Origin of the sequence: Anatilimnocola aquadivae, assembly GCF_049819085.1 — a bacterium.
In the GTDB taxonomy this organism is placed as follows: domain Bacteria; phylum Planctomycetota; class Planctomycetia; order Pirellulales; family Pirellulaceae; genus Anatilimnocola.
Genome location: NZ_CP187419.1, coordinates 2,538,185 through 2,562,484 on the forward strand (window position 1 = coordinate 2,538,185; position 24,300 = coordinate 2,562,484).

Annotated in this window: 20 protein-coding genes; 11 read left to right on the forward strand and 9 right to left on the reverse strand. The window is 57.4% G+C overall.

Annotated features, from left to right (window positions below; all coding sequences use genetic code 11):
* Nucleotides 1-138 precede the first annotated feature (138 nt).
* A complete protein-coding gene (locus tag NA78x_RS10275; RefSeq protein WP_425618350.1) occupies nucleotides 139-396 on the reverse strand; it encodes a hypothetical protein in 258 nt (85 codons plus the stop codon).
* A 1,042-nt stretch (nucleotides 397-1,438) separates the two neighbouring features.
* On the opposite strand from NA78x_RS10275, the gene NA78x_RS10280 reads away from it, so the two are divergent.
* From NA78x_RS10280 to NA78x_RS10295, 4 genes are all read left to right on the forward strand, one after another.
* Nucleotides 1,439-1,957 carry a hypothetical protein gene (locus NA78x_RS10280; protein WP_425618351.1) on the forward strand — a complete coding sequence of 173 codons (519 nt, stop codon included), beginning with the start codon at nucleotides 1,439-1,441 and terminating at the stop codon, nucleotides 1,955-1,957.
* Between the two features lie 155 nt (nucleotides 1,958-2,112).
* Nucleotides 2,113-2,919, forward strand: coding sequence for a hypothetical protein (locus NA78x_RS10285; RefSeq protein WP_425618352.1), 807 nt, complete (start codon nucleotides 2,113-2,115; stop codon nucleotides 2,917-2,919).
* 48 nt (nucleotides 2,920-2,967) lie between these two features.
* Nucleotides 2,968-4,188, forward strand: a complete 1,221-nt coding sequence (locus NA78x_RS10290) for an ABC transporter permease (protein ID WP_425618353.1) — start codon at nucleotides 2,968-2,970, stop codon at nucleotides 4,186-4,188.
* Nucleotides 4,189-4,193: 5 nt separating this feature from the next.
* Nucleotides 4,194-4,883: an ABC transporter ATP-binding protein gene (locus NA78x_RS10295; RefSeq protein ID WP_425618354.1), complete on the forward strand. Its 690-nt coding sequence runs from the start codon at nucleotides 4,194-4,196 to the stop codon at nucleotides 4,881-4,883.
* A gap of 265 nt (nucleotides 4,884-5,148) precedes the next feature.
* Here NA78x_RS10295 and NA78x_RS10300 read toward each other — a convergent pair whose 3' ends face one another.
* Nucleotides 5,149-5,841, reverse strand: a complete 693-nt coding sequence (locus tag NA78x_RS10300) for a hypothetical protein (protein ID WP_425618355.1) — start codon at nucleotides 5,839-5,841, stop codon at nucleotides 5,149-5,151.
* A gap of 610 nt (nucleotides 5,842-6,451) precedes the next feature.
* Between NA78x_RS10300 and NA78x_RS10305 the strand changes: the two genes are divergently transcribed.
* Genes NA78x_RS10305 through NA78x_RS10320 form a run of 4 tightly spaced genes read left to right on the forward strand, consistent with a single transcriptional unit; the run spans nucleotide 6,452 to nucleotide 11,633 of the window.
* A complete protein-coding gene (locus NA78x_RS10305) occupies nucleotides 6,452-8,053 on the forward strand; it encodes a transglutaminase-like domain-containing protein (RefSeq protein ID WP_425618356.1) in 1,602 nt (533 codons plus the stop codon).
* Nucleotides 8,050-8,658, forward strand: coding sequence for a GNAT family N-acetyltransferase (locus NA78x_RS10310; protein ID WP_425618357.1), 609 nt, complete (start codon nucleotides 8,050-8,052; stop codon nucleotides 8,656-8,658). The genes NA78x_RS10305 and NA78x_RS10310 overlap by 4 nt, the downstream gene beginning before the upstream one ends.
* Nucleotides 8,659-8,710: 52 nt before the next feature.
* Complete coding sequence (locus tag NA78x_RS10315) at nucleotides 8,711-10,147, forward strand: hypothetical protein (protein WP_425618358.1); 1,437 nt, start codon at nucleotides 8,711-8,713, stop codon at nucleotides 10,145-10,147.
* 55 nt (nucleotides 10,148-10,202) lie between these two features.
* A complete protein-coding gene (locus NA78x_RS10320; protein ID WP_425618359.1) occupies nucleotides 10,203-11,633 on the forward strand; it encodes a DUF1570 domain-containing protein in 1,431 nt (476 codons plus the stop codon).
* A 3-nt stretch (nucleotides 11,634-11,636) separates the two neighbouring features.
* On the opposite strand, the gene NA78x_RS10325 is transcribed toward NA78x_RS10320, so the two are convergent.
* Entirely contained in the window at nucleotides 11,637-12,989 is a 1,353-nt protein-coding gene (locus tag NA78x_RS10325) for a hypothetical protein (protein ID WP_425618360.1), read from the reverse strand.
* A gap of 478 nt (nucleotides 12,990-13,467) precedes the next feature.
* On the opposite strand from NA78x_RS10325, the gene NA78x_RS10330 reads away from it, so the two are divergent.
* Entirely contained in the window at nucleotides 13,468-14,637 is a 1,170-nt protein-coding gene (locus NA78x_RS10330) for a tetratricopeptide repeat protein (protein ID WP_425618361.1), read from the forward strand.
* 418 nt (nucleotides 14,638-15,055) lie between these two features.
* Here NA78x_RS10330 and NA78x_RS10335 read toward each other — a convergent pair whose 3' ends face one another.
* Nucleotides 15,056-15,196 (reverse strand): hypothetical protein, encoded by a 141-nt coding sequence (locus tag NA78x_RS10335; protein ID WP_425618362.1) that lies wholly within the window; start codon nucleotides 15,194-15,196, stop codon nucleotides 15,056-15,058.
* Between the two features lie 162 nt (nucleotides 15,197-15,358).
* Here NA78x_RS10335 and NA78x_RS10340 point away from each other — a divergent pair, with 162 nt between their 5' ends.
* Both NA78x_RS10340 and NA78x_RS10345 read left to right on the forward strand, forming a co-directional pair.
* Nucleotides 15,359-16,585 (forward strand): hypothetical protein, encoded by a 1,227-nt coding sequence (locus NA78x_RS10340; protein WP_425618363.1) that lies wholly within the window; start codon nucleotides 15,359-15,361, stop codon nucleotides 16,583-16,585.
* A 151-nt stretch (nucleotides 16,586-16,736) separates the two neighbouring features.
* Entirely contained in the window at nucleotides 16,737-18,326 is a 1,590-nt protein-coding gene (locus tag NA78x_RS10345) for a hypothetical protein (RefSeq protein ID WP_425618364.1), read from the forward strand.
* Between the two features lie 394 nt (nucleotides 18,327-18,720).
* Here the strand turns inward: NA78x_RS10345 and NA78x_RS10350 are convergent, their stop codons facing one another.
* From NA78x_RS10350 to NA78x_RS10370, 5 genes are all read right to left on the reverse strand, one after another.
* The gene (locus NA78x_RS10350) at nucleotides 18,721-20,877 is read right to left on the reverse strand and encodes a 4Fe-4S binding protein (RefSeq protein ID WP_425618365.1); all 2,157 of its coding nucleotides are present in this window, start codon (nucleotides 20,875-20,877) and stop codon (nucleotides 18,721-18,723) included.
* A gap of 3 nt (nucleotides 20,878-20,880) precedes the next feature.
* Nucleotides 20,881-22,212, reverse strand: coding sequence for an FMN-binding protein (locus tag NA78x_RS10355; RefSeq protein ID WP_425618366.1), 1,332 nt, complete (start codon nucleotides 22,210-22,212; stop codon nucleotides 20,881-20,883).
* Between the two features lie 37 nt (nucleotides 22,213-22,249).
* Entirely contained in the window at nucleotides 22,250-23,251 is a 1,002-nt protein-coding gene (locus NA78x_RS10360) for an FAD:protein FMN transferase (RefSeq protein WP_425618367.1), read from the reverse strand.
* A gap of 166 nt (nucleotides 23,252-23,417) precedes the next feature.
* Complete coding sequence (locus NA78x_RS10365; protein ID WP_425618368.1) at nucleotides 23,418-23,753, reverse strand: antibiotic biosynthesis monooxygenase family protein; 336 nt, start codon at nucleotides 23,751-23,753, stop codon at nucleotides 23,418-23,420.
* A 17-nt stretch (nucleotides 23,754-23,770) separates the two neighbouring features.
* Nucleotides 23,771-24,277, reverse strand: a complete 507-nt coding sequence (locus NA78x_RS10370; protein WP_425618369.1) for a hypothetical protein — start codon at nucleotides 24,275-24,277, stop codon at nucleotides 23,771-23,773.
* Nucleotides 24,278-24,300: the final 23 nt, after the last annotated feature.

The following is a 24,300-nucleotide window of genomic DNA, read 5'->3' on the forward strand; positions in this document are numbered from 1 at the left end:
TGCGGAGTGAATCCAAAGGCGGGAGCGTGGGGCGGGATTGCCACAGGCCAACTCCGATTCTAACCCGGCCAGGCCCCCATCCGCCACATTATGCGGTTGCCGTTAGTGTCCGGTTTTGAGGGACTAGTCTCGTCACGGCTATTCAACTTTTGACGAGTCGTATATCAGCCACGCTCCTGGCCTCACCTTCCGGTCGATCTGCTCAAGGGGATAGAACGCCTTCTCGCTGAGCAAATCTGGGTTATAGCGGTAGCTGCCCCCATGACCTCCGAAGTTCTTGCCATCAAGTATGAGCGGCACACCTTCAGGAGCCACCAGCGCCAGATAGCTTCCCACGTACAGCACCGGCAGGAGCAGCAAGACGATGGCGACGATGAGGGGTGCGCGGTTGGTCATGGCAAGACAGCTATAAATTGCCAACGCAAGTGATATGGGAATCGAACCCAATTCGAGGTTTTCGCCCCCTGGTTCGTGTAAACCACGAACTCCAGGCCGGATAAACCGGCCTCGCTCGCCACTGGCGTTATCCGTACGTTGGCAACTGCCATTCTATCCGCGCACGAAAAAGCCCCGCCAGAGTGACAGGGCAGGGTAGGGGGCTAATTTGAGTGATTGGATGGGGCATGGAACGCTGGTAAGGAGCATCCACTTCGACTCTTAACGCGAAGCGGTTCAACAACAGAGCCCGTCGCTGTCGGTGTAATCGCGTTGCAGGAAACCCGAAGCGTCGGCGAGGAGAGTGCTTCTCGCCGCACGGAAGTGTGATCGTAGCCAGGCTATTCGCTTCGCCTGGATCGGATTCGCCACGAGGGTCTTGCGAACGAATGGCGAACAATTTTAGTTCCTGGCCTCCCGTCCGCTCTCCTCGCTGACGCTTCGGGTTTCCTTAGAAGATGCCAGCGTGAACAGCTACAATTCCGAAATTCTGGTGACCAGACTAGTCACGAACAACCGTATAATTGAAACGGAAGTTTTTCGTGATTGTTGGTGTACATAATAGATAATAGAAGTTGAAATGGCGAAAGGTTGTGAAATGTGTAGGTTGCACGTGTGTATTCGTAAGTCGTTCATTTCAGGACAGCGGCTGACAAACGCAAGGGCGGATTGGCCGCCGTGGCTGGGCGTAATAACGCCGGTTCAGACCCTAATCAGGAGGCCCGAAGGAGGGGGGCAAAATGGTTATCAACTGGTTATCAAGAAACGGTGTGATTCGCGGTTATCATCCATCGAACCCAATGGCTGGCAATCACTTGGGGCGAATTCAAAACTCGCGCGAAGTCGCAAAAAAGTTATCAGCGCAGGCCCTGTTCAGCCATCGGAGGGAACAGAAATGTGAAGGGAGGCGAACCTGCCATTCCTGCAACAACGTCTGTCGATGCCTGGCTAGCACCTTGACCTCGGCCTTCTTCACTTATTCGTTGAAGTCGAGTGTCCGGTTATGCCGATCATTCCGGATGTACGTGGTCAGGTGCGAATGGATCTGGAGAGCATCGTGCGCTCGCGCAGTCAACTCATTGCCGTTGCTTTGGTTTGGACGACAGCCCTGCTGTTGTTGGTCCAGCCGCTCGCGGCGTCGCATTGCAGTTGCCCAGAGGTGGCACCGAAGAACGGCGCGCATGCTTGTGATTGCCACGATGCACACGATGGCCACCAGCATTGCAGTCATGGCAACAGTAAGTTTCGCCCGACATGCACGATTGCTCACTCTCTGCCGGTCAGCGAGCCCTGCGACTGCCCGACGAGTTGTCCTTGCCGCTTGCAGCACAGCCCGGCTCCGCTGGGCATGGTGCGATCGACGGAAATTGAAAAACAGAACAGCTCTGCTTCGCTGCTAATCGAGAGCGAGTCATTCGCGCCTCGTATTCGCACTGCCAATAGCCTGCTGCTCGCCTACCATCAGCCCACCTTGTTTCCAGGTCGGCAACTCTGTTCGCTGCTGTGTCGTCTGACGATCTAGCGGACGTTTCGTCGACCACGAACATCGTCGGCTGAGCGCGAATCGCGTAGCCGGCGTTTGATCTTCTCGTTGGATCGCAGGGTGGTGCAACTTGTACCGCTCCAGTCGATCGTCCCAATCAACTGTTCGCTAACAACCGACTTCAAGGATTTCATATGTCCACCAGCATTCGCACGGCCATCTTTTTGATCGTCGCAGCCACCATCGCGGCTCCGTATCACGCTTCGGCACAGCAGCCGGCCAGCAAAGCCCAAACGACAATGAGCCAGGCTGCGCAGCAGGGGAAGTACACCTTTGTGATGTTCTACAAGCAGAACGATGCAGCCACCTCGACGATGAACACCAACCTGCAACAGTCACTGGCTCGCTACAAGAACGGGACCGTGCTGACCTTTGTGCAGGTGGGCGATCCCACCGAGCAGGCCCTCGTCGCCAAGTACGATATTTCTCGTGCGCCGATGCCGGTGACCGTGGCGATTGCTCCGAACGGCGCGCTGACGGGCATCTTTGCGCAGCAGTTGCAGCAGGAGCATGTCGACAACGCCATCGTCACCCCCACGATGATGCAGGTGATGAAGGCGCTGCAAGACGGCAAGCTCGCGTTTGTCACCGTGCAAGGTTCCGGCGCTCCGGTGGTTCCAGCCGCCTTGCGCGAGTTTCAAAGCGATCCGCATTTCAGTACGCGCATGGTGTCGCTGACCATGAATGCCGCCGACCCCAACGAAGCCCGCTTTGTGGCAGAGATGGAAATCGATCCCCGCACGCCAGCCACTCACCTGTCGTTGCTGGCTCCTCCAGGCGTGCTTGTGGGTAAGTTCGCCGCCAATGCGACCAAGACCAGCATCGCTACGGTGCTCGCCGAAGCTGGCAAGTGCTGCGACGACCCGAACTGCAAACATCACCAGCCTGTAACTTCGCCGAACCAGGCCGCGACTCAGCGTGCCCCTGCGAACCGGAAATAGTGATCAGCATGTCGTTGATTTTCTATTTCTGTGTCGAGAGGACAAAGCATGAACTTGCAAATGTTGGTCTGGCGCGAAATGCGCGAACGACCGTGGACCATCTTCACCAGTGCCACTGCCATTCTGCTCGGCGTGACGGCGCTCGTGGCGATTCGACACGTCACCGTTTTCTCGGAAAAAGAAGTTGGGCGGAAGTTGGAATCGCTCGGCGCGAACCTGCTGGTGCTGCCCAAAGACGTTACGCTGCAAGATTACTACGCGGCCGATCTGAGCAGCCATACACTGCCCGAGTCGCACGTCGCGAGTATCTTGATTGCCAACTTGCCGGGGGTGGAACGCTTGTCGCCGCGGCTCTGCACCGTCACGAAGATCGCCGGTCGGGATGCCACGCTCACGGGAATTCTGCCGCAAGCAGAGTTTGCTAAGAAAGCCGTTTGGCAATCGGCCGGGCTGTTCAGCAACAAGCACAAAGGTTGTACGAAGGCCTCGCATGGACCGAAGACTTACGACGCCGCGCCAGAGACCTTAGCAGCCAGCCGTTCGATCGATCAGCTGCAAGGGAACGAAGCGGTCATCGGTGCCGACATTGCCGAATTCGCCAAACTGAAAGCAGGTAGCAGCCTGGTGATTCTCGGCGACCAGTTCAAAGTCCTGGCCGTTCTGCCACCGACGGGAACCATCGACGATACCCGCGTGTTCGCTCACCTGCATACGGTGCAGCGGCTGACGAAAGCGGGCGAAGTGGTAAACGCGATTGAGGTGATGGGCTGCTGCGAAGATGCCGCTGGCAACCTGGCTCCTTCGCTGAGCAAGTTGCTGCCCGATGCGAAGGTGGTGACCATTTCGCAAGTCGTTTCGACGCAGGTTGGCGTGAATCAATTGATGAGCCAAATGTCTTGGTTCGTCTTCGGCATGCTGATTGTGATTGGTGGCGCCAGTGTGGCGAGCACCATCTCGGCGAATGTGCGTGAGCGTCGCCGCGAAGTGGGCACGCTGCTCGCCCTCGGTGCGACACCACGGCTGATCTCGCAGATCTTCCTGCTCAAGGCTCTGATTCTGGGTGTGACCGGCGCGGTCGGTGGATGTTTGCTCGGCGTGGTGATTGCCATGGTTCTGGGAGCGTACTGGGCGGGAGTGAGCGTGACTCCGCTGCCGGGGTTAATCGCACTGGCCTCGGGCTCGGCCCTGCTGGTGACGCTGCTTGCCGCTTTGTGGCCCGCGCGGACGGCGGCTCGTCTCGATCCGTGCCTTTGCTTCCAGGAGGTCTAACCAACATGTTTCAATTAACCGAAGTAAGCAAACGGTATCACCGTCGCCAGGAAGAAGTGGTCGCCTTTCGCACCAGCAGTTTGAAGATTGCCGCTGGTGAGTATGTGGCGATTGTCGGCCCGAGTGGTAGCGGCAAGACGACACTGTTGTCACTTCTCGGGGGCATGTTGTCGCCCGATAGTGGCAAGGTTGAGTTGCAAGGTCAGTCGATCTACGACTTGCCGATTGCCGAGCGGACGAAACTCCGTCGTACGCAGATTGGCTTCGTCTTCCAGACGTTTAACTTGATCCCGTATCTCACCGCGCGGGAAAACGTGCAGGTTCCGCTTTATCTAGCTGGCATGAAACCCCACGAGCAACTAGCTCGGGCGGAATCGTTGCTCGAGCAAGTAGGGCTTGGCCAACGGCTCCATCACAAGCCGAGCGAAATGAGCACCGGCCAGCAGCAGCGAGTAGCCCTCGCTCGCACGCTGGCTAACTCACCCAAGCTGATCCTGGCCGACGAACCGACGGGCAATCTCGATCCCGAGAGCAAAGCGGCCGTGATGAACATCTTCACCAACTTCGTGCGCGACGGGGGAACCATCGTGATGGTCACCCACGATCCGGCGTCCGCAGCGCAGGCCTCACGCCGGCTGCGAATTGTTGATGGCGAGATTCAGGAAGAGGCGACGACGCGCAAGCGAGTAGCGTGAGGCTCGGGCGCGTCGAAGGCAAATTGCCGGGCAACGCAGATCAGTAACAGAGCTTCGGGCAATAATTGCCTGGAAACTTTCAATCGTCAGGGCGGAGTACCGACCTGACCTACCGAACTTGTGACCATCAAGAAACGACAATGGCTGGTTCAGCACCAGCCATTGCGTCGTCTCACGTTGTCTCGAACCGAGTCACTGATTCGCTTTGGCTAGTCCCCAGCGGCTAATCTCTAGCCTCTAGTTCGTAGCCCCTGCGTTACTCTGCTTAGTAGCCGCTGTCCATGCCCAGTCGCATGCGCAGTTCTTCGAACTGGTCGAAGTACTTGTCGTTGGACGAGTGGACGTGTTCGGCTTCGGTGATGAACTTGATGTTCTCGTCACACTTGATGCCGAACCGCTTGAAGATGCGTTCGTAATCGGCGAGCGGGTTGCCATAGACGATGAGCAGTTTGTGCTCGTCGAATTGGACTTCCTGCGGAATGCCGGGGTTCAGCACGGCGAGGCCGGTGCAGCCGTCATTCATAATCAGGTCTTCGTAGTCCCAGAGCGTGCTCTTGAGGACCGGATTGTCCATGTGTTCGCGATACAGATCTTCGTGACCACCTTGGTCGCGGTGATGGCTGGTCTCGAGAACCACGTCCACTTCGTGACCGAGCGGATCGATCAGTTCCATGAACAGATCGAAGACGATTTCGCGAGAAGCGGCGGCCATCAGGACCGGCACTTTGCTCTTCGACTCTTCGTCGACGTATTGATCGTGGCGATAGCCGGCTTGCGGCACCACCTTCAAGTCATAGCTTGGACGTACCGCATCGGTCAGCATGAATTTGCCGTACCGTTGCACGCCCAGGTGGGTTTCGAGTTCTTCTTCCGTAAGACGCTCAAAGCTGCTGTGGGTCGGAGCAGCAGGAGCACCTTCGTGAAACACGCCTCGAAAAAACCGCTTCAGGAAGCCCATCGTAATCCTCAGTCGTTACTGCTTCAGGTGAAACTCTCGCACGGCGAAAGCTTGGTCTCACCAATCGTAGGTTACAGAAAATGCCAGTCGTGGCTCTGCATTCTGCGGCTTCCGGGAGAATTGCGGTCGGGTGGGAATCATCGGTGTAATCGTTACCAGTGGACCGGGGAGAGGAAGACGAATCGGCGATCTTGAGTGGGATTGGAGTCAATCCGCGCGAACCTGCTGGTTGCACCGCTTGTCGGGTGATTCACCGGGCGGGGTCTGCCCAGAAGAATGCCAATCAGCGAAACAAAAAGCGGCCGTCCGCACACACCACAGCTGCAGAATTCAGCCTTGGTGCCGTTAGTCCGCAACTCTACCCGGCATTGGGAGTGAAGCTAGCAAAGCGTCGTCACTTCGCAGCAATTTCCCACCTGGGAGTGAATCGCGTAACACTCAGCGAAACTTGCACTTGCGGGCAATCTGCAGCGGTGCGCGAAGTTGATTCGCCCTTGCCGCTGGAACTGCCGCGAGTGGAGTCTGATTCGATATACTGCGTTGCAAGGCAAAAGGTTCGGCTCATTTTTGCCGCAGCCCACGTTCCTCTTTCTCTTGCTCGCAATCACTCATGCGATTTTGCCTCCTTCATCTCGCTCTGTGCCTGGCCGCGTTGCTCGTGGGCTGTGAGCCGGTTGCACCTGCACCGGCGGTCAAGCCAACGACGGGGCCACTTGTAAGGCCTGCGCCGGTTACCGGTCCGATTAATTCGCCGACGGTGGAACCGACGCTGCATCAACCCGTTGTTCAGCAAGGAGCGGATTTGCCGCAGCCGGGCGAGATCTGGTCGGCCTATTACATGCAGGATAAGAAAGTTGGCTACTCACATGTGCAGAGTCGCACGGTAACCGAAAACGGCAAGGAACTGCTCTACACACACGGCCAGTCAGAACTCACGCTCAATCGCGAAACCAGCACGCTCACGCAGCGGATCGATCTGAAGTCGTGGGAAACACCCGACGGCAAGCTGGAGCGGTTTGAATCGCGGATGACATCCGGGCCAGGCGAAATCGTGGCTCAAGGGAAGCGCGTCGGCGAAATGATGATCGTGGCGACCGATACGCTGGGGAAGCGAGTGACGGTTCCCGTGCCGTTGCCGCAGAAGTGTGGTGGCTACTTTGCGCCGGATCAATCGCTGGAAAAGTCACCGCTCAAGCCGGGCGAAAAGCGAACCGTTCCTTGTTTGATCCCCGTGTTCAACCAGCCTGGCGAAACAGTGCTGACCGCTCTGGAGCCCGAAGAAGTCTCCATTCGCGGTCTCGAGCAAAAACTGCTCAAGGTGAAGAGCGAAATCAAAATCGCCGGCCAGACGCTCACCTCGTATAGCTGGATCAACGATCGCGGCGAAACGGTCAAGACTTTCGATCCCAGCTTTAAACAAGAAGCCTTTCGGACCACCAAACAGTTCGCCCTCGCCAAGAACGATCTCGGCCGCATCGATTTGCTGGCCGCGACGACGGTTCCGCTGAAAGGAAAGCTCCCGGAAGAACGCCCGCTGAAAGCAGTGACCTACCTCGCCAGGCTGAAGGACGAAAAGATCGATGGTCAGTTCGCCAGCGACGAATTTCAACAGACAACTGCCGTCGACGAACACACGGCTCGCTTGCAAATCCACGAACTCGACCGATCTTCCCCAGTCGACAAAGCTTTGCGCGGTGCGGAACCGACCGCTGCCGAAACTTCGGCCAACAGCCTGATCCAAAGTGACGATCCCGCAATTGTCGCTCTGGCCAATTCAATTGCTGCCGAGGAAACCGAACCTCTGGCGGTCTCCCTCGCTCTAGAGAAAGGGACACGCGCGCACATCACCAAGCGCAGTTACGCCCAAGCGTTTGCGACTGCCGCCGAGGTTGTCCGCTCACAAGAGGGCGACTGTACGGAGCATGCGGTGCTACTCGCTGCTCTGTGCCGAGCCAGAAAAATTCCGGCTCGTGTTGTTTTGGGACTTGTTTTCTATCCACCCCAGAACGGCTTTGCGTATCATATGTGGAACGAAGTTTGGGTCGGCGATCGCTGGGTGCCACTGGATGCTACGGTGGCCCAGGGGACAGTCGGGGCCGATCACATTAAACTGAGGCACGCCAGTTTGCAGGGCGAGTCGGCCTACGCGGTAATGTTGCCGCTGCTGCAGGTTGTCGGTCGTTTGGAGTTGGAGGTCGCCAGAGTCGAGTGAATCACGCTACCCTGTCTACGTTCAGTGACGATACCCCGCCCATTCTCCCCGCCGTGCAACCCACGCTGCGCACCAAGCGGCTGCGCTTGCGACCGTTCGACAGTTCCGATGCTCGTGTCGTGCAATTGCTCGCCGGTGATAAAGACGTCGCTTCCAACACGCGGCTGATTCCTCATCCCTATCCCGACGGTCTGGCCGAGGCCTGGATCAATTCGCTTCCTTCGATCTACGAAGCAGGCCGCGGCGTCTCGTTCGCCATCACCTTGCCCGCCGGCGATGTGCTGGGAAGCATCGGGCTGGTAATCAACGCCGTCGATCATCACGCCGAGATGGGCTACTGGGTTGGCCGCCCCTATTGGAACCACGGCTATTGCACCGAAGCGGCCATCGCCGTGCTCAAGTACGCCTTTGACAAACTCAAACTCGAGCGCGTCTTTGCCAACTACCTCGCGCGCAATCCCGCCAGTGGCCGAGTCCTCGCCAAACTAGGCATGACTCAAGAAGGCTGTTTCCGCTCGCACCGCTTCAAAAGCGGTCGCTTCGAAGATCTCATCGTCTGCGGCGTCCTGCGGAAAGAGTTCTCGGCGAAGAAGACGGCCGTTTAGAGCAATTTAGCCAGCATTTCGGATTTGAGGCCGCCAGAGAAATCGCAAACTAATGACTCCTGATCGCGCACGCTTGGTACGACGACTACTGATCGCAGTTGGCGGATTCGTCGGCATTTTGATTGTCACCGGCGCAGTTGCCTGGGGCTATCTGTTTTACTCTCGGGCGTCAGCGTACTGGCAGCTAGTTAATGGTCTCAATGTCATTCGCGAAAAGGGTGAGCCACTCGGCGGCGAAAAGCTCGATGAGTTCTATCGCATTCCTGAAGGAGAGGCCGATTTCACCGAATCGGTTGTCACTGCCCTTACGCCGTTTAGTGACGAAATGCTGGGCTCGGATGCCAAAAGGCTAAGAGAGTTGACTTTGGCGAAGAATCTTAAGCTCCCGGTCCGTTCTGCGGACTGGCCGGACTTCGTAGAAGCTCAAGAACGGTGTCGCAAGTATCGAGGTGAGTTAGACGAGCTGAGAAGCGTTCTAGACACGCCAGGGTCCGCGCGATTCTCCCTTGATTATTCTCGTGGCCTCGTTGAGGGAGTTCGATTTGAGCATTTAACGCCAATTGTGAGTGCCCACCGGTTGCTTATCCTTCAGTCGTTGTGCAACTTTTACCAAGGCAACACCGATTTGGCGATTGACGATGTGGTGAAGCTCATGCAACTTGCCGAGTTAGTGCGGCACGAGCCATTTTCAATTAGTCAGTTGATTCGCAAGATTATTTGGGACGCAGCGAACTCTCTGGTAGCTTTTTTTGCCCATAACGATCAGCTCTCCTTCGAGAGTATCTCCAAAGTGCGTCACATCGCATCAAATGCCACCTTTGATAACGCATATTACTTGTCATCAATTGGCGAACGAGCCATTACCTTCGAGTCGCTAAAACTCAACTTTGGAAATTTGGACTGGGAAGAGCCTCGCAGTCCGGAAGCTGATGAGCTTCCGACGTACAAGCTGGATCCGGTGTCGAGTGCGACAACCATGCGGTATTTCACGATGCACGTCGAGGCCAGCAAATTACCATGGGACGTCGCAGTCGATGAAGTTGAACTCGTGCGGACGCAGATCGAACGCGAAATGGCTGCGAATGAGAAGATATGGCCGGAAATGACCAGAGATTATGTCACACCGTATTTGTATGCGCCACTGCATCGCACTTTTCAGATGTCGCTGCAGGCGGAAGCAGAGCGTAGGGCGATTCTGGTCGTGTGTGCGATCGAATGGTACCAACATCGAAATAACAAGCTGCCGACAAGACTCTCCGATCTCGTGCCAGAGTATATCGCTTCCATTCCTGCGGACCCGGTCGATAAACAGCCTTTGCGATATGCGACCGACAAGAATGGCTACGCCGTCTATTCGATCGGCTTAAATCGCAGTGATGATCAAGGCCGGGTCGGAAGGGATTCAACTGGTCAGTGCCCGGATTTTGGTTTGTCCCTCCCTTTGCCGGCCAATGCGCCGTTGGAAGCTGCTGCTTCGATTCCTGAATGAGATCGTGGTGTCGACGCTGATTGACTCCCCACCTCAGCCATGCGAATCTGAGCAAATGGCTCGCTCTCTTCTCCTCTTCTCTTTTCTGCTGCTCGTCGCCGCGCATCTGGCCGCGGCCGATCTCTGCGCGCAAAGTACGAAAGCGGCGGTGCCGGAATCGCTGGGTGCCTGGAAGCTGGAAGAGTTGCTGCTGAAGGATGGCAAGGTCTACAAGGGAGTCGTGCAGGACGAGCGCGAGTACGATCTCGATTTCGCGGAGGTTGTGCAGCCCGTGGGCAAGCCGATGTTTGGCGTCCTCCGCTGGGTGAACAAGAAAGAAGTGCGCGATATCAAGAAGCTCGGCAAGGAAGAGCACCAGGAACTGCTCGAGCGGTTCGAACAATTTCGCAATCGCACGGTGATCGAAGCTGGGCGAATGGAAGAATTGCTGCTCAAGAACGACGAGGTCGGCGGCAAGCAGCACCACTTGTACGACGGCCCCTGGTTCCGCGTCGACAGCACCACCGACGAAGAGACAACGCGTCGCTGCGTGGTGCGCATCGAGCAGATCTTTCGCGCGTACCGCATGCTGTTGCCACCCCAGGGGCGACCGCCGGCTCCGCTCACGGTGCGGCTGTTTGGCTCGCTCGACGAGTACCGCGCGGAACTGCGACGCTTAAAGCTCGATATCAAAAACCCGGCGTTCTATTCCACGCGGCAGCGAACAATTCTCGCCGGCAGCGATCTGAATACGTACGCCGAGCATTTGACCGAGATTCGCAATCACCATGCGGAACTGCGGAAGACCTGGCAAAAACTGGATCGCGATTTTCAACTCGGCATGCCCGATTCGATTGCCAAGATGAAAGCCGGCGGTCTCACGCCGGATGAGATCACCGCGGAAGTGCGTCTGCTGAAGGCTCGCTTCAAAGATCAACTCGATGCCGAGTTCAACAAGATCACCGAGCAAGATCGCCGCAACGAAGGCAAGTTTGCGGAAGTGACGGCGCAAATGTTCGCGCAGTTGTATCACGAGGCCTTTCACGCCTGGCTCGACAACTTCGTCTACGCCCGCTCGCGGCGCAATGTTCCCCGCTGGCTGAACGAAGGACTTGCGCAGGTATTTGAGAGCGGCAAGCTCGACGGACAGTCGTTGCGGCTCGATGCTCCCTCGCCGGTTCAGTTGGCGGCCTTGCAGGAAGAGTTGCGTCGCCGGCCCCTCAAGCTGGAAGAGTTTTTGGAAGGTGAGAACCTGCCTTTTCTCGACGGCCATACGCAAGAAAATCAACGCTCCGCCAGCCGTAACTATGCCTATGCCTGGGGCCTCGCCTGGTACTTGACCTTTCACGAGCAGAAGGTCACCGGCAACGCGCTCGACGATTACGTTTCTGACGGTGCGAGCGAAACCACGCCCGTCGCCCGGTTCGAAAAGTTCGCCGGCAAAAAGCTGGCCCAGTTCGAAAAAGACTGGCGCCGCACGATGCTCGACCTCCGCGTGCCGAAGTAACGCTTACATCGAGAATTGGCAGCCGAAGACGTAATAGACGCCGACGCGGGGTTCGGGGCCCCAGGCGTCTTCGAGCGTGGTTTCGTTGAGCAGCATGGCGTACGTTTCGAAGTTGGGCGTCCAGTGGCGGCTGGCTTTCAGCAGCGAGCGGGTGTTAGTAATGTCGTGCTGACGAATGCCCAATTGCTCGGGAAAGAATTGGCCGAAGTTGCCGACCAACGTCCACTGAGGCCCCGTGTATTGCAGGTTGATGTAGTACCCCAGCCCGCTGATCGGTTCCCACGGCGCCTTGTTGACGTCGCGATAGTACAAGCTGCGGCCCCAAAAGATGTTGTCGAGCGGATAGGGGCGACGCATACCGTAAACGTCATAGATCAATTCGCCCGAGAGACTCCACCGCTCGTTGCGAACCATCGCATCGACGCCGTAGTGCGTTTTGTATTGCTTTTGATCTTCCGAGCCGACGCCGTCTTGAAACTTGGCCGAAGCACCGGCTGCGAACCAGCCATGATCGATGCCGGCGCGGGTCACAAGCGCCTTCGAACTGTTGGTGTCCCCTTCGAGCCCGCCGTTCGTCAAGGCGAAGGCGAAGTCCCAACCTTGCGGCTTGTATTCGAGCAGGGCGCCCGTTTCGCGATACAGAATCGCTTCCGAGCGAATGAACGGCGAGTCGTCGAAGTTGTTGCGATAGATGGGATAGTAGAAGCGGCCAAAGGGCGTCACGAACTTGCCGATGGTGGCTCGCCAGTCGCCGCAGCCCGCTGACAGTTTGATTTGCGAAATCTGAAACTGCTCGATCTCGAAGTTATGCGCGTATGAGGCCCGCATCGGCGTGTTCTGGTAGATGTTCCGTTCGAAAGGCTGATTCAGAAACAGTTCGGTCTCGCACGAGTAGAGCCAGCCATTCGCCTGCTTCTGCACGCCGGCATCCACGGCTCCTTCTACCAAAAACGTCGCTTCGACGCCTGTGAACTCAATCCGCTGGTCGTTGATGTAATAGCCGCGGGCCTTGCCGTGAACATAGTACGTCGTGTCGTCGGCTTGTCCGGGCAACATGGGTCCCGAAGAGTAACCGGGCAACTGCTCGCTGCCGTCGGCATATTCGGGCAGACCAAATGGCGACGGCAGTTGTTCAGCCAGGGGCTGGTTAGGAGCACCGGGGTACATCTCCGGAAAGGCTTCGGCGACCGGGTCGCCCGCCAACATCGTCGCAGACGCAAGCTGAATCGAGCCATTGCCAAAACTGCCGGGCCAGGCCGGCTGTTGGGCGAAGCAGGCGGCAGTCACGACCAGCAAGATCGCTACGAGGCCGAGTGAGAACGTCAGTGTCTGGCGGTTTGTCAGCAACTTGGTCACCCACTGATTCGATAACGAAATCTTAAGCCTGCCACCCATAACGGTTGTTTCGACCGGTATTGCAGGCACAATCAGTTCGCACGGAATCGTCGGAATGACACGAAAAACCAACAGTCTTTCGCTAGCAGGAAAAGTTTGCCAGGTTTGCCGAGCTTCGCGATTGAGCGGTCAGCTTCTTGGTGAGTAGGTGTGTGAAAACCGTGACTACTGGAAGACTTCCGTCTTCGGCAATGCTTCGTTCAGCTTGGCAACGCTGTCCCAGCTGGCGCCTGTCTCGCGAAAGTCGCAGACGAATCTGCCGAAAAAAGTCGCGGAACCGATTTTCCTGTCAGTTTCCGCGTAACCACTTCCGGCAGGCTGTGTTTGCCAGCCAGTGGCGACTGCTATAATGCCGGAAGCTGAAGTCATCGAGTTCGGTTCTCAGCTAACTTTGCGCGTGGCGAGCGAGCTGAGGACGCGGTACCAAGGAGGCACTGCGATGCGTAAGGGTCTATTGATTCTGGCGATGCTCTTGGGAGTTGCACTGCTCCCGCTCGTCGCAGCAGCTCCTGCTCAGGCTGGGTGGGGGCATCATCACGGAGGCTGGGGCCATCACGGTTGGCGACACGGCGGTTGGGGCCATCATGGCTGGAGGCATGCCGGCTGGGGCTGGGGCCACCATCGTCACTGGGGTTGGGGAGGCGGCTGGGGTGGCTACGGACATCGCAACTGGGGCTTCGGCCGCAGCTTCGTGTATCGGCCGTTCTTTCCTGCCGCGATTAACTACTATCCCAACGTCAATTACGGTTTCTACCCCAGCTACGGCTACCCGGTTTACAACAGCTTTTATGGCTGCGAATACACACCGGCGACGACCATCGTTGAGCCTTATTACAACACCCAGGTGGTTCCTGGCGCAACCATCGTCAACTACTCGGGCAATCAAGGTGGCCTAAGCACCGAAGTCACCAGCGGCATGCTGATCGCGCGCATCGCCGACGCTGTTCGTCAGCAACCGGGCAGCACCGCGAATCGCACTCAGCTCACAATCGGCAACGGTCGCTTGCGCGGTGTGGTGCAGAACATTGCACAAGGAGTCATTCGCAACGAGTCGATCGCGAATGTGCGGATCTCAAATCCCGATTCGCGCGGCAAAGCTCGTGCGTACATGACCCAGGGGGATAATCTGTTCCTGGCACAACGGTATGGTGCGGCTGCCGAACAGTATCGTGCCGCTGCGAGCATGGCACCCGATCTGGCCGAAGCGAGCTGGCGCTACGGGCACACCTTGGTCGCCATGGGCGAATACGATCTGGCGGCCAACGCCATTCGCAAGGCGATTGCCGTAAATCCCAACATCGATCGGAGCGGTTTCCACATCGATTCGCTCTACGGCTTGATCGGCACTGCCAAAGATTCGCATCTCGAGTCGCTGGCCAAGGCTGCACTCGAACAGGAGTCGCCTAACGCGTACTACCTGCTCGGCGTGACGCTGCACTACAGCGGCGAAGGGGCTCGCGCAACCAAGTTCTTCGCTCACGCAGCCGAACTGCAAGGCCGCAACGCTCCGCACCTGGTCGCCTTCCTTGGCCCTGCGCCCGCAGCACCACGCAGCGGCGAACCCGAAGTTCCGCCGCTGCTCGCTCGCCTGCCGCGCCACGATTTGTAAGTCGTTCGTACAACTTCCCCTTTTGCTCCTTCCCGCCCCGCCCCTGCGGCGGGGGTTCATCGGCTTGTGCACTAGCCTCTAGCTCGACCTAGTCATGCCGGAACAGCGCGGAGTACCGCTTGTTGCCGGCCTACCAAGAACGCATAGAGCCCGCGAACACTCGCGGGCTTTTTTTATCACTCAAGCTCATAGCTACTATTCTTGCTTGCTTTCGATATAGCCATCCCTTAAACAATTCAGGCTTGGTGTTCGTTCTCTGCCAGAGTTCTTACTATAAACGGTCGCTAGAACCATGTCTGCTAAAGACCAGTCGCCAGATTCGCGACGAGAGTTTCTGCAAACGCTTGCCAGTCTAACGATTAGCTTGCCGGGCTTGAGCAGTGGTGTGCTGCTGGCAGACATCATTCCGTCAGAATCTTCACTCCTCGAACAGATTGCCGCCAATCCCGAGGACGATCAACTCCGCCTGAAGTTCGCCGAACAATTGCTGAAGCAAGGAAATCCGCTGGGCGAATTGATTCGACTTCAATGCCTCGAAGCCAGCATCGATGATACCCATCCCGAGTGGTATCGCGACAAGTTTGCCATTCCCAATCTGCTGCATACGTCTGAGCCGTTTTTGAACTACACGCGAAGCAATTATGCAATGTGGGAGTCAAGTGGAATTCCTGCAGCCAAGGGAGAAACGAAGTCCATTGGCACGGGCAACTTTGTCCGCGGCATGATTGAAGAGTTCACCATCCTTTCCTGCGAACAGTTACCCGCCATCGAAGATGCTTTATTTGCAGCGGCTCCGCTGATCCGGCATTTGGAGATCTCGATGTTGAAGAATCCAGAGGCTCTCGGCCACTTACAGCAATGCCGGCTACTTGAGCGGATCCGATCTTTGCGCATTAAACATTCGCAAGTCGGTGACCGCGGGTTGGAGCTAATTTCAAATTGCACAGGTTTTCAGCGAGTTCAATCCCTCGAAGTCGCTCATTGTGAATTGGGATCGAGAGGGCTAACTGCTTTAGGTTTGCACAGTCCGTTCGAGCACTTACTTTCGCTCGAAATCGGCACGTGCAGTTTTCCCGATCCTTCAACCAAGTCTATGTCACGTTCGTTTCGTCCTGATGCCGTATGGGGACTAAAGCAATTTCCAAAGCTGCAAGAATTGCTCGTCGGAAGTTACCACGGCCCAGCCGACATCAGCGATCTGTGTAATCACTCCCGACCATTGCGCCGCTTGAGCATTTCCAATCTGAAGAGAGACGATCTGCAGCGACTGGCCCAATCCGGTGTGCTTGACGAAGTAGAGGATCTTTCTCTGTCAGGCTCGGAATTGGGGATCGATCTTTCCCGTTGCCAACAGCTCCGCAAGCTGTCACTCACCAGTTGCGATCTTGACGACAATGGTCTTGCCGAGTTGCTGAATAATCTGTCGCCTGGGTTGATTCGCTTGGATCTGTCCGACAATCGCTTGACCGATCTCGGCATTCAACGGCTGGCAGCCTGCCCCGCTTTTGCCAACCTGCGGTATTTGCACTTGGGTGCGAATCAGTGGCGGCAAGCAGGGGCGGAGGCCTTGGCACAGTCTCAATACCTGACCAAGTTAGTCGCTCTGAAGGTCAACAATACGCCGCTCGGCCCACGTGCCGTTCAAACGATTGTACAAAGTCCCATCGTAGATCAACTGCGGTTTCTCGATGTTTGGGAAACTCGATGTGGCGATATTGGAGCGCAAGCAATTGCCACTGCACGCGGTCTGAAAAAGTTGAATTGGCTGAACCTCGACGACAATGGTGTAGGACCAAACGGTGCCGAAGCGCTTGCCAATTCCCAAACTCTGAACGAAATAACCGCGTTTCGCTTCGACAACCCTGCCAACGCGCAGACACTTGCCATGCTGATCGACCGCTTCGGCCAGACCGCGCTGAAAAGCTACTGGCGCGGGTACTTGATCTAATTGTCTCGATGTTTTCTCGCTGTTTGCTTGTTCGGCGCGCGAAACTGACTGCTGGCGAAAAAGCAGTTGGTCGTCCGCGTAACATTTGTCTGGACGCCACGCTTGGCTAAGGTAAGCCTGCCACTTGCCTTCCTCCCAAGGACTTCGTTCCATGACCACTGAAGACCCCGTCGTCCAATACCATCGTTCGTTTCGCGATCGCATTGAACTGGAGAAGATCGCTGCCGATGCGAAGCGTCGTCGCGGACATCTGGCGGGGGTGGGTGGCGCGGCCCCCAAGGTTTCGGACGTCTTCGATCGCACGTATCGCGGCTATCGCATCACGGGCAATCAACTGAAACCCGTGCAGATTATGGCGCGGCGCGATCAGAAGTTCGAAGATTACGCCACCGAGTGGGAACGCGAATGGAGCGTGCTCGCCAACCCGGCCAATCCTTATCTGCCGGTGCTCGATGAAAACCTGACCGTCATTGGCCACTCTGGATCGAGCAGCGGCGGCTACTTCGCCGACTTGATTCTCCCCTTCGGTGCCGTGCAACACCGCTTTCGTCCCAACGACGATTACTACACCGACGATCTCAATGGCTTGTTGCGGGACGAGATTCGCGTGTTCGTTCACAACCGGAGCAAAAAGTCACCGCCGGCAGGCTGGGTCTTTATCACGGCCTCGACGACCGAGCACAAGTTCGATCTCATCACCGGCATCAATGGCGAAGTGCTCGACTCGGTCCGGGGCAACACCGGCTTTCTGGAAGACGTCTGGTACTCGCCTTCCGACCTTCTCTCCTTCGGCAAACTCATTGCGACCCTGAGCGTGAAGATCGGCAGCAAGGTTGCGAAAACGCTCGTCCGCAAAGCCGTGTCCAAGCAGGCCGCCAAGGCTCTCGACGGTCCTTCGGCCCAACTCGCGAAGGAAGCTGCCGAGAAAGCAGCGAAAGAAGTGAGCGAGGCCGAAGCAAAAATGATCTTCAAGGGAATCAAGCTGAATCGCGGCTACGATCCACGCATGGGCATTCCCGAAGAGCACTTCTTGAAGATGGTCGAGGCCGCTAAAGAAGCTGGCGTGATCGCGATGTTTCGATCCAACAAGAAGGCCGCCATCGAGCTGATTCGCAAAGGAGCGCACGGCAAGCCGATGTGGGCCAAATTCAAAACAGACCCGAACACCGGTATTCTCACGGCCACCAACGCGGGCGAAGCGGCGGCGGCCAACATGAACGATTGCTTTGTCATTGGCTCGGATGGCGTCGCTCGTCGCATGTACAAGCAAGGCGACAAAATGGTGGCGGAAGTGATTCGCATCGACGGCGTTAAGTGGAGCCCCAAGCCCGGACAGGTCTTTGCTCGCGATGGCAAACCGATCGTCGGCGACTACGACTTGCTGGGCGTTGCTCCGGTCAAATCGCCGGGACGAAATATCAACGTGGTTCCCGAAGATCTGAAGTATGGCGACTGGAATGGCCCGGACGTGAAGAAGTACGCCCAAGCGGCGAACAAGCGAATGGATGAACCTCGCGTGCTGCACGGTGCCCAGGATGGCTATGGCGGCAATCCCAAGTACATGGGCCTGACCGACGACACCGCGTACGCCGTGTTTCCCGATGGCCGAACCTACATCATGGAAGGTCGCAAGGCTCAGCAAGAGTTCTACGATGCACTCGGCCGCGAGGCCAAATCGCCTGGCGCTCCGAAGGGTGTGCCAGGGTGGAAACCCACGGTGATTCAAGGCGGCAAAAAGTAGCCCGGCCGTCTTCAGAATTCTCGCCGGCGCGGGACCAAACTAGTCACCGGCGAACCGTCTAATGAAAGCCACACCTGCGCGCAGGTGCCCGCTCGTTCCTTGAAATTCTGGTTGAATCGCACCGCGAAAATGGGTCGCAGTGATTTGCCTGAGTCGACGTAAGTCCAAACGCATGGAATTGGTGGGTGTTCACAAACCCCAGGGGTTTGTGAACACGGGGGGGCGCCAAACCCGAGAGATACTGCATGTGGCGTTCACAAGCCGGGCCGGTTTGTGAACAGAGTTTTCCCAGCGACACAACCCGGTTTGATGACGTACGTCTGAAAAGGAGGCTGGCAATAAGTGGACTCACGCAGTTCCGGCACGATGTGCAACTTGCGGCGTTCTTGCTGGCCTACTTCAAAAAGTCGGGCAGGTAGCTTTCACCGGGCATGGGTAAGTCGTTTTTCTGCAGTTCGGTGCGCCGCTTTTCTTCAGCGGTTCGCAGCGACAGATAGGAACCCGTCTGTAGGCGATCTTCTTTTCCTTCTCCGGCGCGAATGATGATGGCTGACTCGGTCAGCAGCTTCTTGTCGAGCACGTTGATGCCGTAGCAGCGCGTCTGGCACAATCCGCAGCCGACGCATTTGTCGGCAAGTACCACCGGTGCAACGAAGCCACTGTCTTCGATCGGATTTCCCTGGGCATCGACTTCGGTGCGAACTCGCGTGAACTCGATGGCGTTGTAGCCTGCGTGTACGCACTCGTCGACGCACAGTTGGCAGGCTTCTTTCCCTGCATGGGGCAAGCATGTTTGCAGGTTGAGTTCGGCGAGTCCAATGCGGCAAACCTGTTTCTCTTCGAGCGGGATCGCACGGATGGCTCCCGTGGGACAAACTTGCCCGCAGGCATTGCAACTCGACTCACAGCCGGCCCAATCGGCCACGACGTGCGGCGTCCACAAGCCTTCAATACCCTGTTGAAATCCCATCGCGTGCAGCACATCGTTCGGACACGCTTTGAAGCACTCGCCGCAGCGGATGCAGGCTTGCAAGAACGATTGTTCGGGCAAGCTGCCGGGCGGACGAACGGGTTTCCAAGCATCAGCCTGACTCGCATTGGCTCCCCAAGCGGTGGCCGTGCCAACTGCGGCGAGTCCACCGGCCGCACCTGCTGCGAGGCCAACGCCCGCGGCTAGAAAGCCGCGGCGACCAAGGGCCGTCTCGTGAGTGGGCGGATCGTTGTAAGTTTTGAGCTGAATCAAGTTGAATCGATCGACGAATTTGATCGCGTGCGTCGGACAGACTCCACCGCAGGTCTGGCAGAGTGTGCAGTCGGTCACGCGCGTCGTGAAGTCGGCCTTGATGGCATCGAAGGGGCAGATCTCGACACACTTGTTGCAGTGGATGCAACTGTCTTCCACCTTCCGCTCGGTCACACGGAACAGGTTGCCGAGCGAGAACACAGCACCGCTGGGGCAGACATACTTGCACCAGAAGCGCGGCTTGAGGAAGCCCAAACCGAGCACGGCGAAGAACAGGCCAATCGAGAGCCAATGCCCGGCGTTCATCGGCGGAACGAGGTGCGAGCCTCGCATCGTACCGGTTTGCAGTGGGGACACCACAAATAGCAGTCCGCGTGTGATGACCGGTATCGCCGCGAAGAATCCCGAGACCAGCACACCACAACAGGCGGCTACGAGAATGCCGAAGAGCAGGTAGTACTTGAGATGCACCCACCAGCCATCGTCGGGCACGTTAAACCGCTTCACACGCTTGGCAATGCTCCAATCGAATAGATCGATGACCGTTCCCAACGGGCATAGATATCCACAGAAGCCCCGCGGAATGAAGATGCAGACCAGCAGAATGATGGCCGCTGATGCCAGCGACCAAATCCACGAGCGCGAAGCGATCCCGGTCGAGAGACTCACCAGCGGATCGATCGTCAGGAAGAGTTCGGCGGCGATCTTTTCCTTCCGAGCTAGTTCGTGCGTGTAATGCGAGGGCCATGCTCCGGGCGGATTCTCGTGCAGCGACCAAGGTCCCGGTGCAAGCCCTTCTTCAGGTAAGGCCACGGGCGACTTGACCACGAGTTCTTTGTCGGCGGACCGTAGAACTTCAAACGGCACCGCCTGGTTAGAGGTGGCAGCATCGTCGGCAGGAAGGGAACTATCGATGAGATAAATCTGCTCGCCGACGCGCGGCGGGTTCGACTCAGGCTCGCCCCGCAGCAGTTTGACTTCTTGAGTCTCGACGTTGTTTTCGGCGGCGACCCAGTTGTTCCAACTGCGCGAGGGCTTGGCCGTGTAAGGCCAGCAAACATAGAAGAACAGAATCAAGAACAGCGTGAGACATACTCCCTGCACGATCCGCCGCAAGGGAGCCGACTGCCAGGTCGGGCCGATCCACTTCAGCCAGCGACGCACCAGTCCCGGCTTACCGGTCTGCAGGTCGGCAAACAAGGGCTGTGGCAAAGCCTGCCGCACGAGTTGCGTGACCGGACCGACCGGTGTCTGCGGGACACCCTTCTTGGCTTTTTTTAGGAAGGGGAGGAAGTGATCGATCCGCATGGGTTAGTTCTTGTTCCCTGCCAGAGCTTTGGCGGTCGCGTTGACGATCGCTTCGGAAGTGATCGTCGCGTGACTGGTGGTGTCGATGCCGCGGACGCTCTGCTTGGCGATGATCTTGCGGGGCGTATCGGCAATCGCGGAATAGAACTGCTTCTCCTTATGATTGCTCACTACCACCGAGGCGATCTTCCCACCCGACACACTCACCTTCACTTCGACTGGCCCTTCGTAGCCTTGGCTGGCCGATTGGTAGTCGCCGTCGGCAACTTTGCTCAAGTCGAAGAGTTCGAACGAACGAATCGCCGCGATGTTTGCCGAAGCCCGCGCGCGATTCTTTACCAGGCGGCCATTCGGTTTATCGGGCACGGGAACGTCGAGCAGTTTTTGATAATAGGCCAGCGCTTCTTTGTAGCGGCCAGCGACGTGGCAGGCATCGCCGGCGTAGAGGTAGGCGATTTCTGGATTCGCGGCGAATGAACCTTGCAATTGCTTGAGGGCCTGATCGGTCTCGCCCATATCCGCGAGCAGTTTGATCTGCGAATAGGTGGAAGGAGTTTTGCTCATGAGTTTCACCGCCTCGCCGCGATAACCCAGCTTGTAGTAGCATTCGGCCAGAGTGACCGCAGCCTGCGAGAACTCTTGGGGATTTTTCTCGGCTCCCGCAGTGCGAAACCAGAACGCGGAGCGGGTATAGTCTTCGTGCAGGTTGTGATACATGTTCGCCAGCACGAGCATGATCCGCTCGGTCTTTTCCTTGTCATCTTTGTTGACCGTTAGCAGGTGGTGCATCAGTCGGACACCTTCCTTCCAACGACTGGGATTCGGATTGATGATGTCCCAGTTGTATTGCCCGACGTTCTTCTGATTGTTCCAGCCACCTCCCGGCGGTGGATGTTCCCAAGTGAGATCGAGCGTCTTGGGATAGTTGAGTGGTGTTGCGTCAAACCAATCGGGAGGCGTGCGTCCTTCGCGCTCGATGAGCGCGTCGAGTTCGGCTCGCGAACCACCGAGGCCGGGTTTCGGCTTGGTGGCCGGAGATTTCGTTGCTGGCGACTTGGTGTTGGCTGGGCCTTTGTTCGGCGTCGTGCCCTTTTCGTTAATCACCGTGCGGGTGCCATCCCCAGTGGTGATGGCATGAATGCTGCTGACGGCATACGAGCGGTCGAATGTCACGCCGCTCAGGTTCACTTTCATGTAGACCGTTTTGGCGTCGCGCGAAGTGATCTCGCCCGTCACTTTTGCCCCGCTCAGCAACTCGACTGTATCGGCTGCCGTGGCTAGGGAGGCAAAGAGGCAGAGCAGGAAGGGGCCAAGCAGGCGGAGGGGATGAAGCATAGTGCTTGCTTTCGTGCAGAACTTTGTGAGCGGTTGCTTAGCTTGCGGCCGAAGTTGGAAAGCCGGCTGTTTGCGTGACGCGGCCGGTCTTATCGACGAGCAGGGCATCGACGCGGGGCAACTTGCGAACCAGATCCAAGGTGCGCGAGCGGCCCAGCACCATGGCTGCCGTGCTCAGCGCATCGGCTTGTAAGCCGGTCGGGGCAACAATGCTCACGCTGGCCAATTCGGGCGGGGAGTTACCGGTGCGCGGATCAAAAATGTGATTGCGGGCGAAGTCGGCCGAGAAGGCAGACTCGTAGTCGCCCGAGGTGGCCAGGGCGCGGCCATCAAGATCAGCGACCGCCAGATAAGCGTCTGCCTCGCGAGGATGCTGAATTCCCGCTGTCCAAGGGTCATTCAACGCCTTGTTTCCCAAGCTGCCGATTTCACCGGTATCGATCAGCGCGCTGGTCGCACCGTGGGCTCGCAAAGCAGCGAGGGCTCGATCGAGGGCAAACCCTTGAGCGATGCCATTGAGAGTGATGCTTTCGACCGGATCGCAGAGCCGTACATGGTGGGCATCACATTCCACGTGTTGCCAACTGATCTTCTTTCGCCCAGCCGCCAGTTCTACTGCTGACGGAACTTGTCCGACCCGTTTTGCAGCGGCAAATAGTTCCCACAGCGGTTGAACCGTAATATCAAACGCACCTCCGCTGGCAAGTGAGGTTTCTGCTGCGGTTTGCAATACCGTTCGCAGATAAGGGTGAGGATCGCGTAGCCGGCGATCACGATTCAGCAGACTGATTTGACTATCGGGACGATACAAGCTCATCACTTGTTCGACCGTTTCGATCTCCGCAAGCGCGGCATCGAGCGCGCGATGAGCAGCTGATTCATCGAGCCCAACGACGGAGAGTGAAACGTCACTCCCCAGTGCCCACGCTTTGCGGGTGACCAGGGCAGGGGAGGGGCGGCGCGCTGCCAACCAAGGTAAGAGCGCCAAACTGGCGCCGCCGGCGGCGAGCAAGACAAACCTACGACGACCGAGATTCATCGGCAGATTCCTAAGGCGATTCTTAAGATTGGCAGGCAGAGATCAGGCGAGCAACTGGTTTTGCAGTAGGCGGCATTCTACGAATCGCGCACCGAGATTGCGACGCGATTTCCAGGAAATTTTTGATTATCCAGACGATTGCTGGGACTGCTGAGAATGCGTGTCGTTAAGCGCGCGGCAGAAGAGACGACTCGCTCTCAACAATGCAGATGCGCAGGCGAAAATCACGATAGAACGTGCTGCGCCCGAGCTTCTGGGCGAGGGCGTGTTCGCTGTTTTGCTTCCACGCGACGATGTGCTCGCGCGACGCCCAATACGAAACCGTGATTCCCAGGCCGCTTGCCTCGCGCGAACCTTCCACGCCCAAATAGCCGGGCTGCTGTGCAGCTAGCTCCAGCATGCGCTCGGCCAGTTCACCGTACCCAGCAACATCGTCCGCGAGCTGCGAACTGAAGATCACGGCGTAGTACGGTGGCTGCGGAGTGGCGGCGAAGACATTCATCGCTTCGTGTATCTCCGTCAGGCTGCACTCGGTTGCAGATCGGCAGGCAGGCGATCGCGATAAAGTCGCCAGTAGGATTGCAGGTCGCTGCAAGCCTGACCGTAGCTCTGAATCGCCGTCAGTTGCTTGTTGGGAGGTATGGTCAGATCCAACGCAGGCAAGCCTGTCTTGGTGATATAGACCGGTCCGGCAGTAGCTCCGGTAAACACCTGGTATTTACCTGACTCGAAAGTTTCGATCTGCTTGCAGAGCGACGTGGACTGACCTTTGAACGAACTGCCCAACTGAATCACGATTCGAGCCACGAAGGTTTCCGCTGCTGCGCGCTCGGGGCTTTTGGAGTGAGGCTCCCAACGGCACTCAATATACAGATTGTGCATGTAATCGAGACGTGGGCCCAATTCAAAGCCGGCGCACTTCGTCACTTCACTCCGCTTCCCCTTCTTGGCATGCAAATTGGGAAATGCTCGGCAGAGGTGAATCGCAAATTTCTCGGACCAGTCGGCTTGATCAGTTTCTTCCATAACAGCTTCCTCCGCGATTGGGA

Bases quoted from the DNA above. Each gene is read 5' to 3' on its own strand.
- NA78x_RS10275 (WP_425618350.1), bottom strand. From the start codon at position 396: ATGACCAACCGCGCACCCCTCATCGTCGCCATCGTCTTGCTGCTCCTG.
- NA78x_RS10365 (WP_425618368.1), bottom strand. From the start codon at position 23,753: ATGAATGTCTTCGCCGCCACTCCGCAGCCACCGTACTACGCCGTGATC.
- NA78x_RS10285 (WP_425618352.1), top strand. From the start codon at position 2,113: ATGTCCACCAGCATTCGCACGGCCATCTTTTTGATCGTCGCAGCCACC.
- NA78x_RS10290 (WP_425618353.1), top strand. From the start codon at position 2,968: ATGAACTTGCAAATGTTGGTCTGGCGCGAAATGCGCGAACGACCGTGG.
- NA78x_RS10315 (WP_425618358.1), top strand. From the start codon at position 8,711: ATGACTCCTGATCGCGCACGCTTGGTACGACGACTACTGATCGCAGTT.
- NA78x_RS10360 (WP_425618367.1), bottom strand. From the start codon at position 23,251: ATGAATCTCGGTCGTCGTAGGTTTGTCTTGCTCGCCGCCGGCGGCGCC.
- NA78x_RS10370 (WP_425618369.1), bottom strand. From the start codon at position 24,277: ATGGAAGAAACTGATCAAGCCGACTGGTCCGAGAAATTTGCGATTCAC.
- NA78x_RS10355 (WP_425618366.1), bottom strand. From the start codon at position 22,212: ATGCTTCATCCCCTCCGCCTGCTTGGCCCCTTCCTGCTCTGCCTCTTT.
- NA78x_RS10345 (WP_425618364.1), top strand. From the start codon at position 16,737: ATGACCACTGAAGACCCCGTCGTCCAATACCATCGTTCGTTTCGCGAT.
- NA78x_RS10300 (WP_425618355.1), bottom strand. From the start codon at position 5,841: ATGGGCTTCCTGAAGCGGTTTTTTCGAGGCGTGTTTCACGAAGGTGCT.
- NA78x_RS10335 (WP_425618362.1), bottom strand. From the start codon at position 15,196: ATGGGTATCATCGATGCTGGCTTCGAGGCATTGAAGTCGAATCAATTC.
- NA78x_RS10340 (WP_425618363.1), top strand. From the start codon at position 15,359: ATGATTGAAGAGTTCACCATCCTTTCCTGCGAACAGTTACCCGCCATC.
- NA78x_RS10330 (WP_425618361.1), top strand. From the start codon at position 13,468: ATGCGTAAGGGTCTATTGATTCTGGCGATGCTCTTGGGAGTTGCACTG.
- NA78x_RS10350 (WP_425618365.1), bottom strand. From the start codon at position 20,877: ATGCGGATCGATCACTTCCTCCCCTTCCTAAAAAAAGCCAAGAAGGGT.
- NA78x_RS10280 (WP_425618351.1), top strand. From the start codon at position 1,439: ATGCCGATCATTCCGGATGTACGTGGTCAGGTGCGAATGGATCTGGAG.
- NA78x_RS10295 (WP_425618354.1), top strand. From the start codon at position 4,194: ATGTTTCAATTAACCGAAGTAAGCAAACGGTATCACCGTCGCCAGGAA.
- NA78x_RS10320 (WP_425618359.1), top strand. From the start codon at position 10,203: ATGGCTCGCTCTCTTCTCCTCTTCTCTTTTCTGCTGCTCGTCGCCGCG.
- NA78x_RS10305 (WP_425618356.1), top strand. From the start codon at position 6,452: ATGCGATTTTGCCTCCTTCATCTCGCTCTGTGCCTGGCCGCGTTGCTC.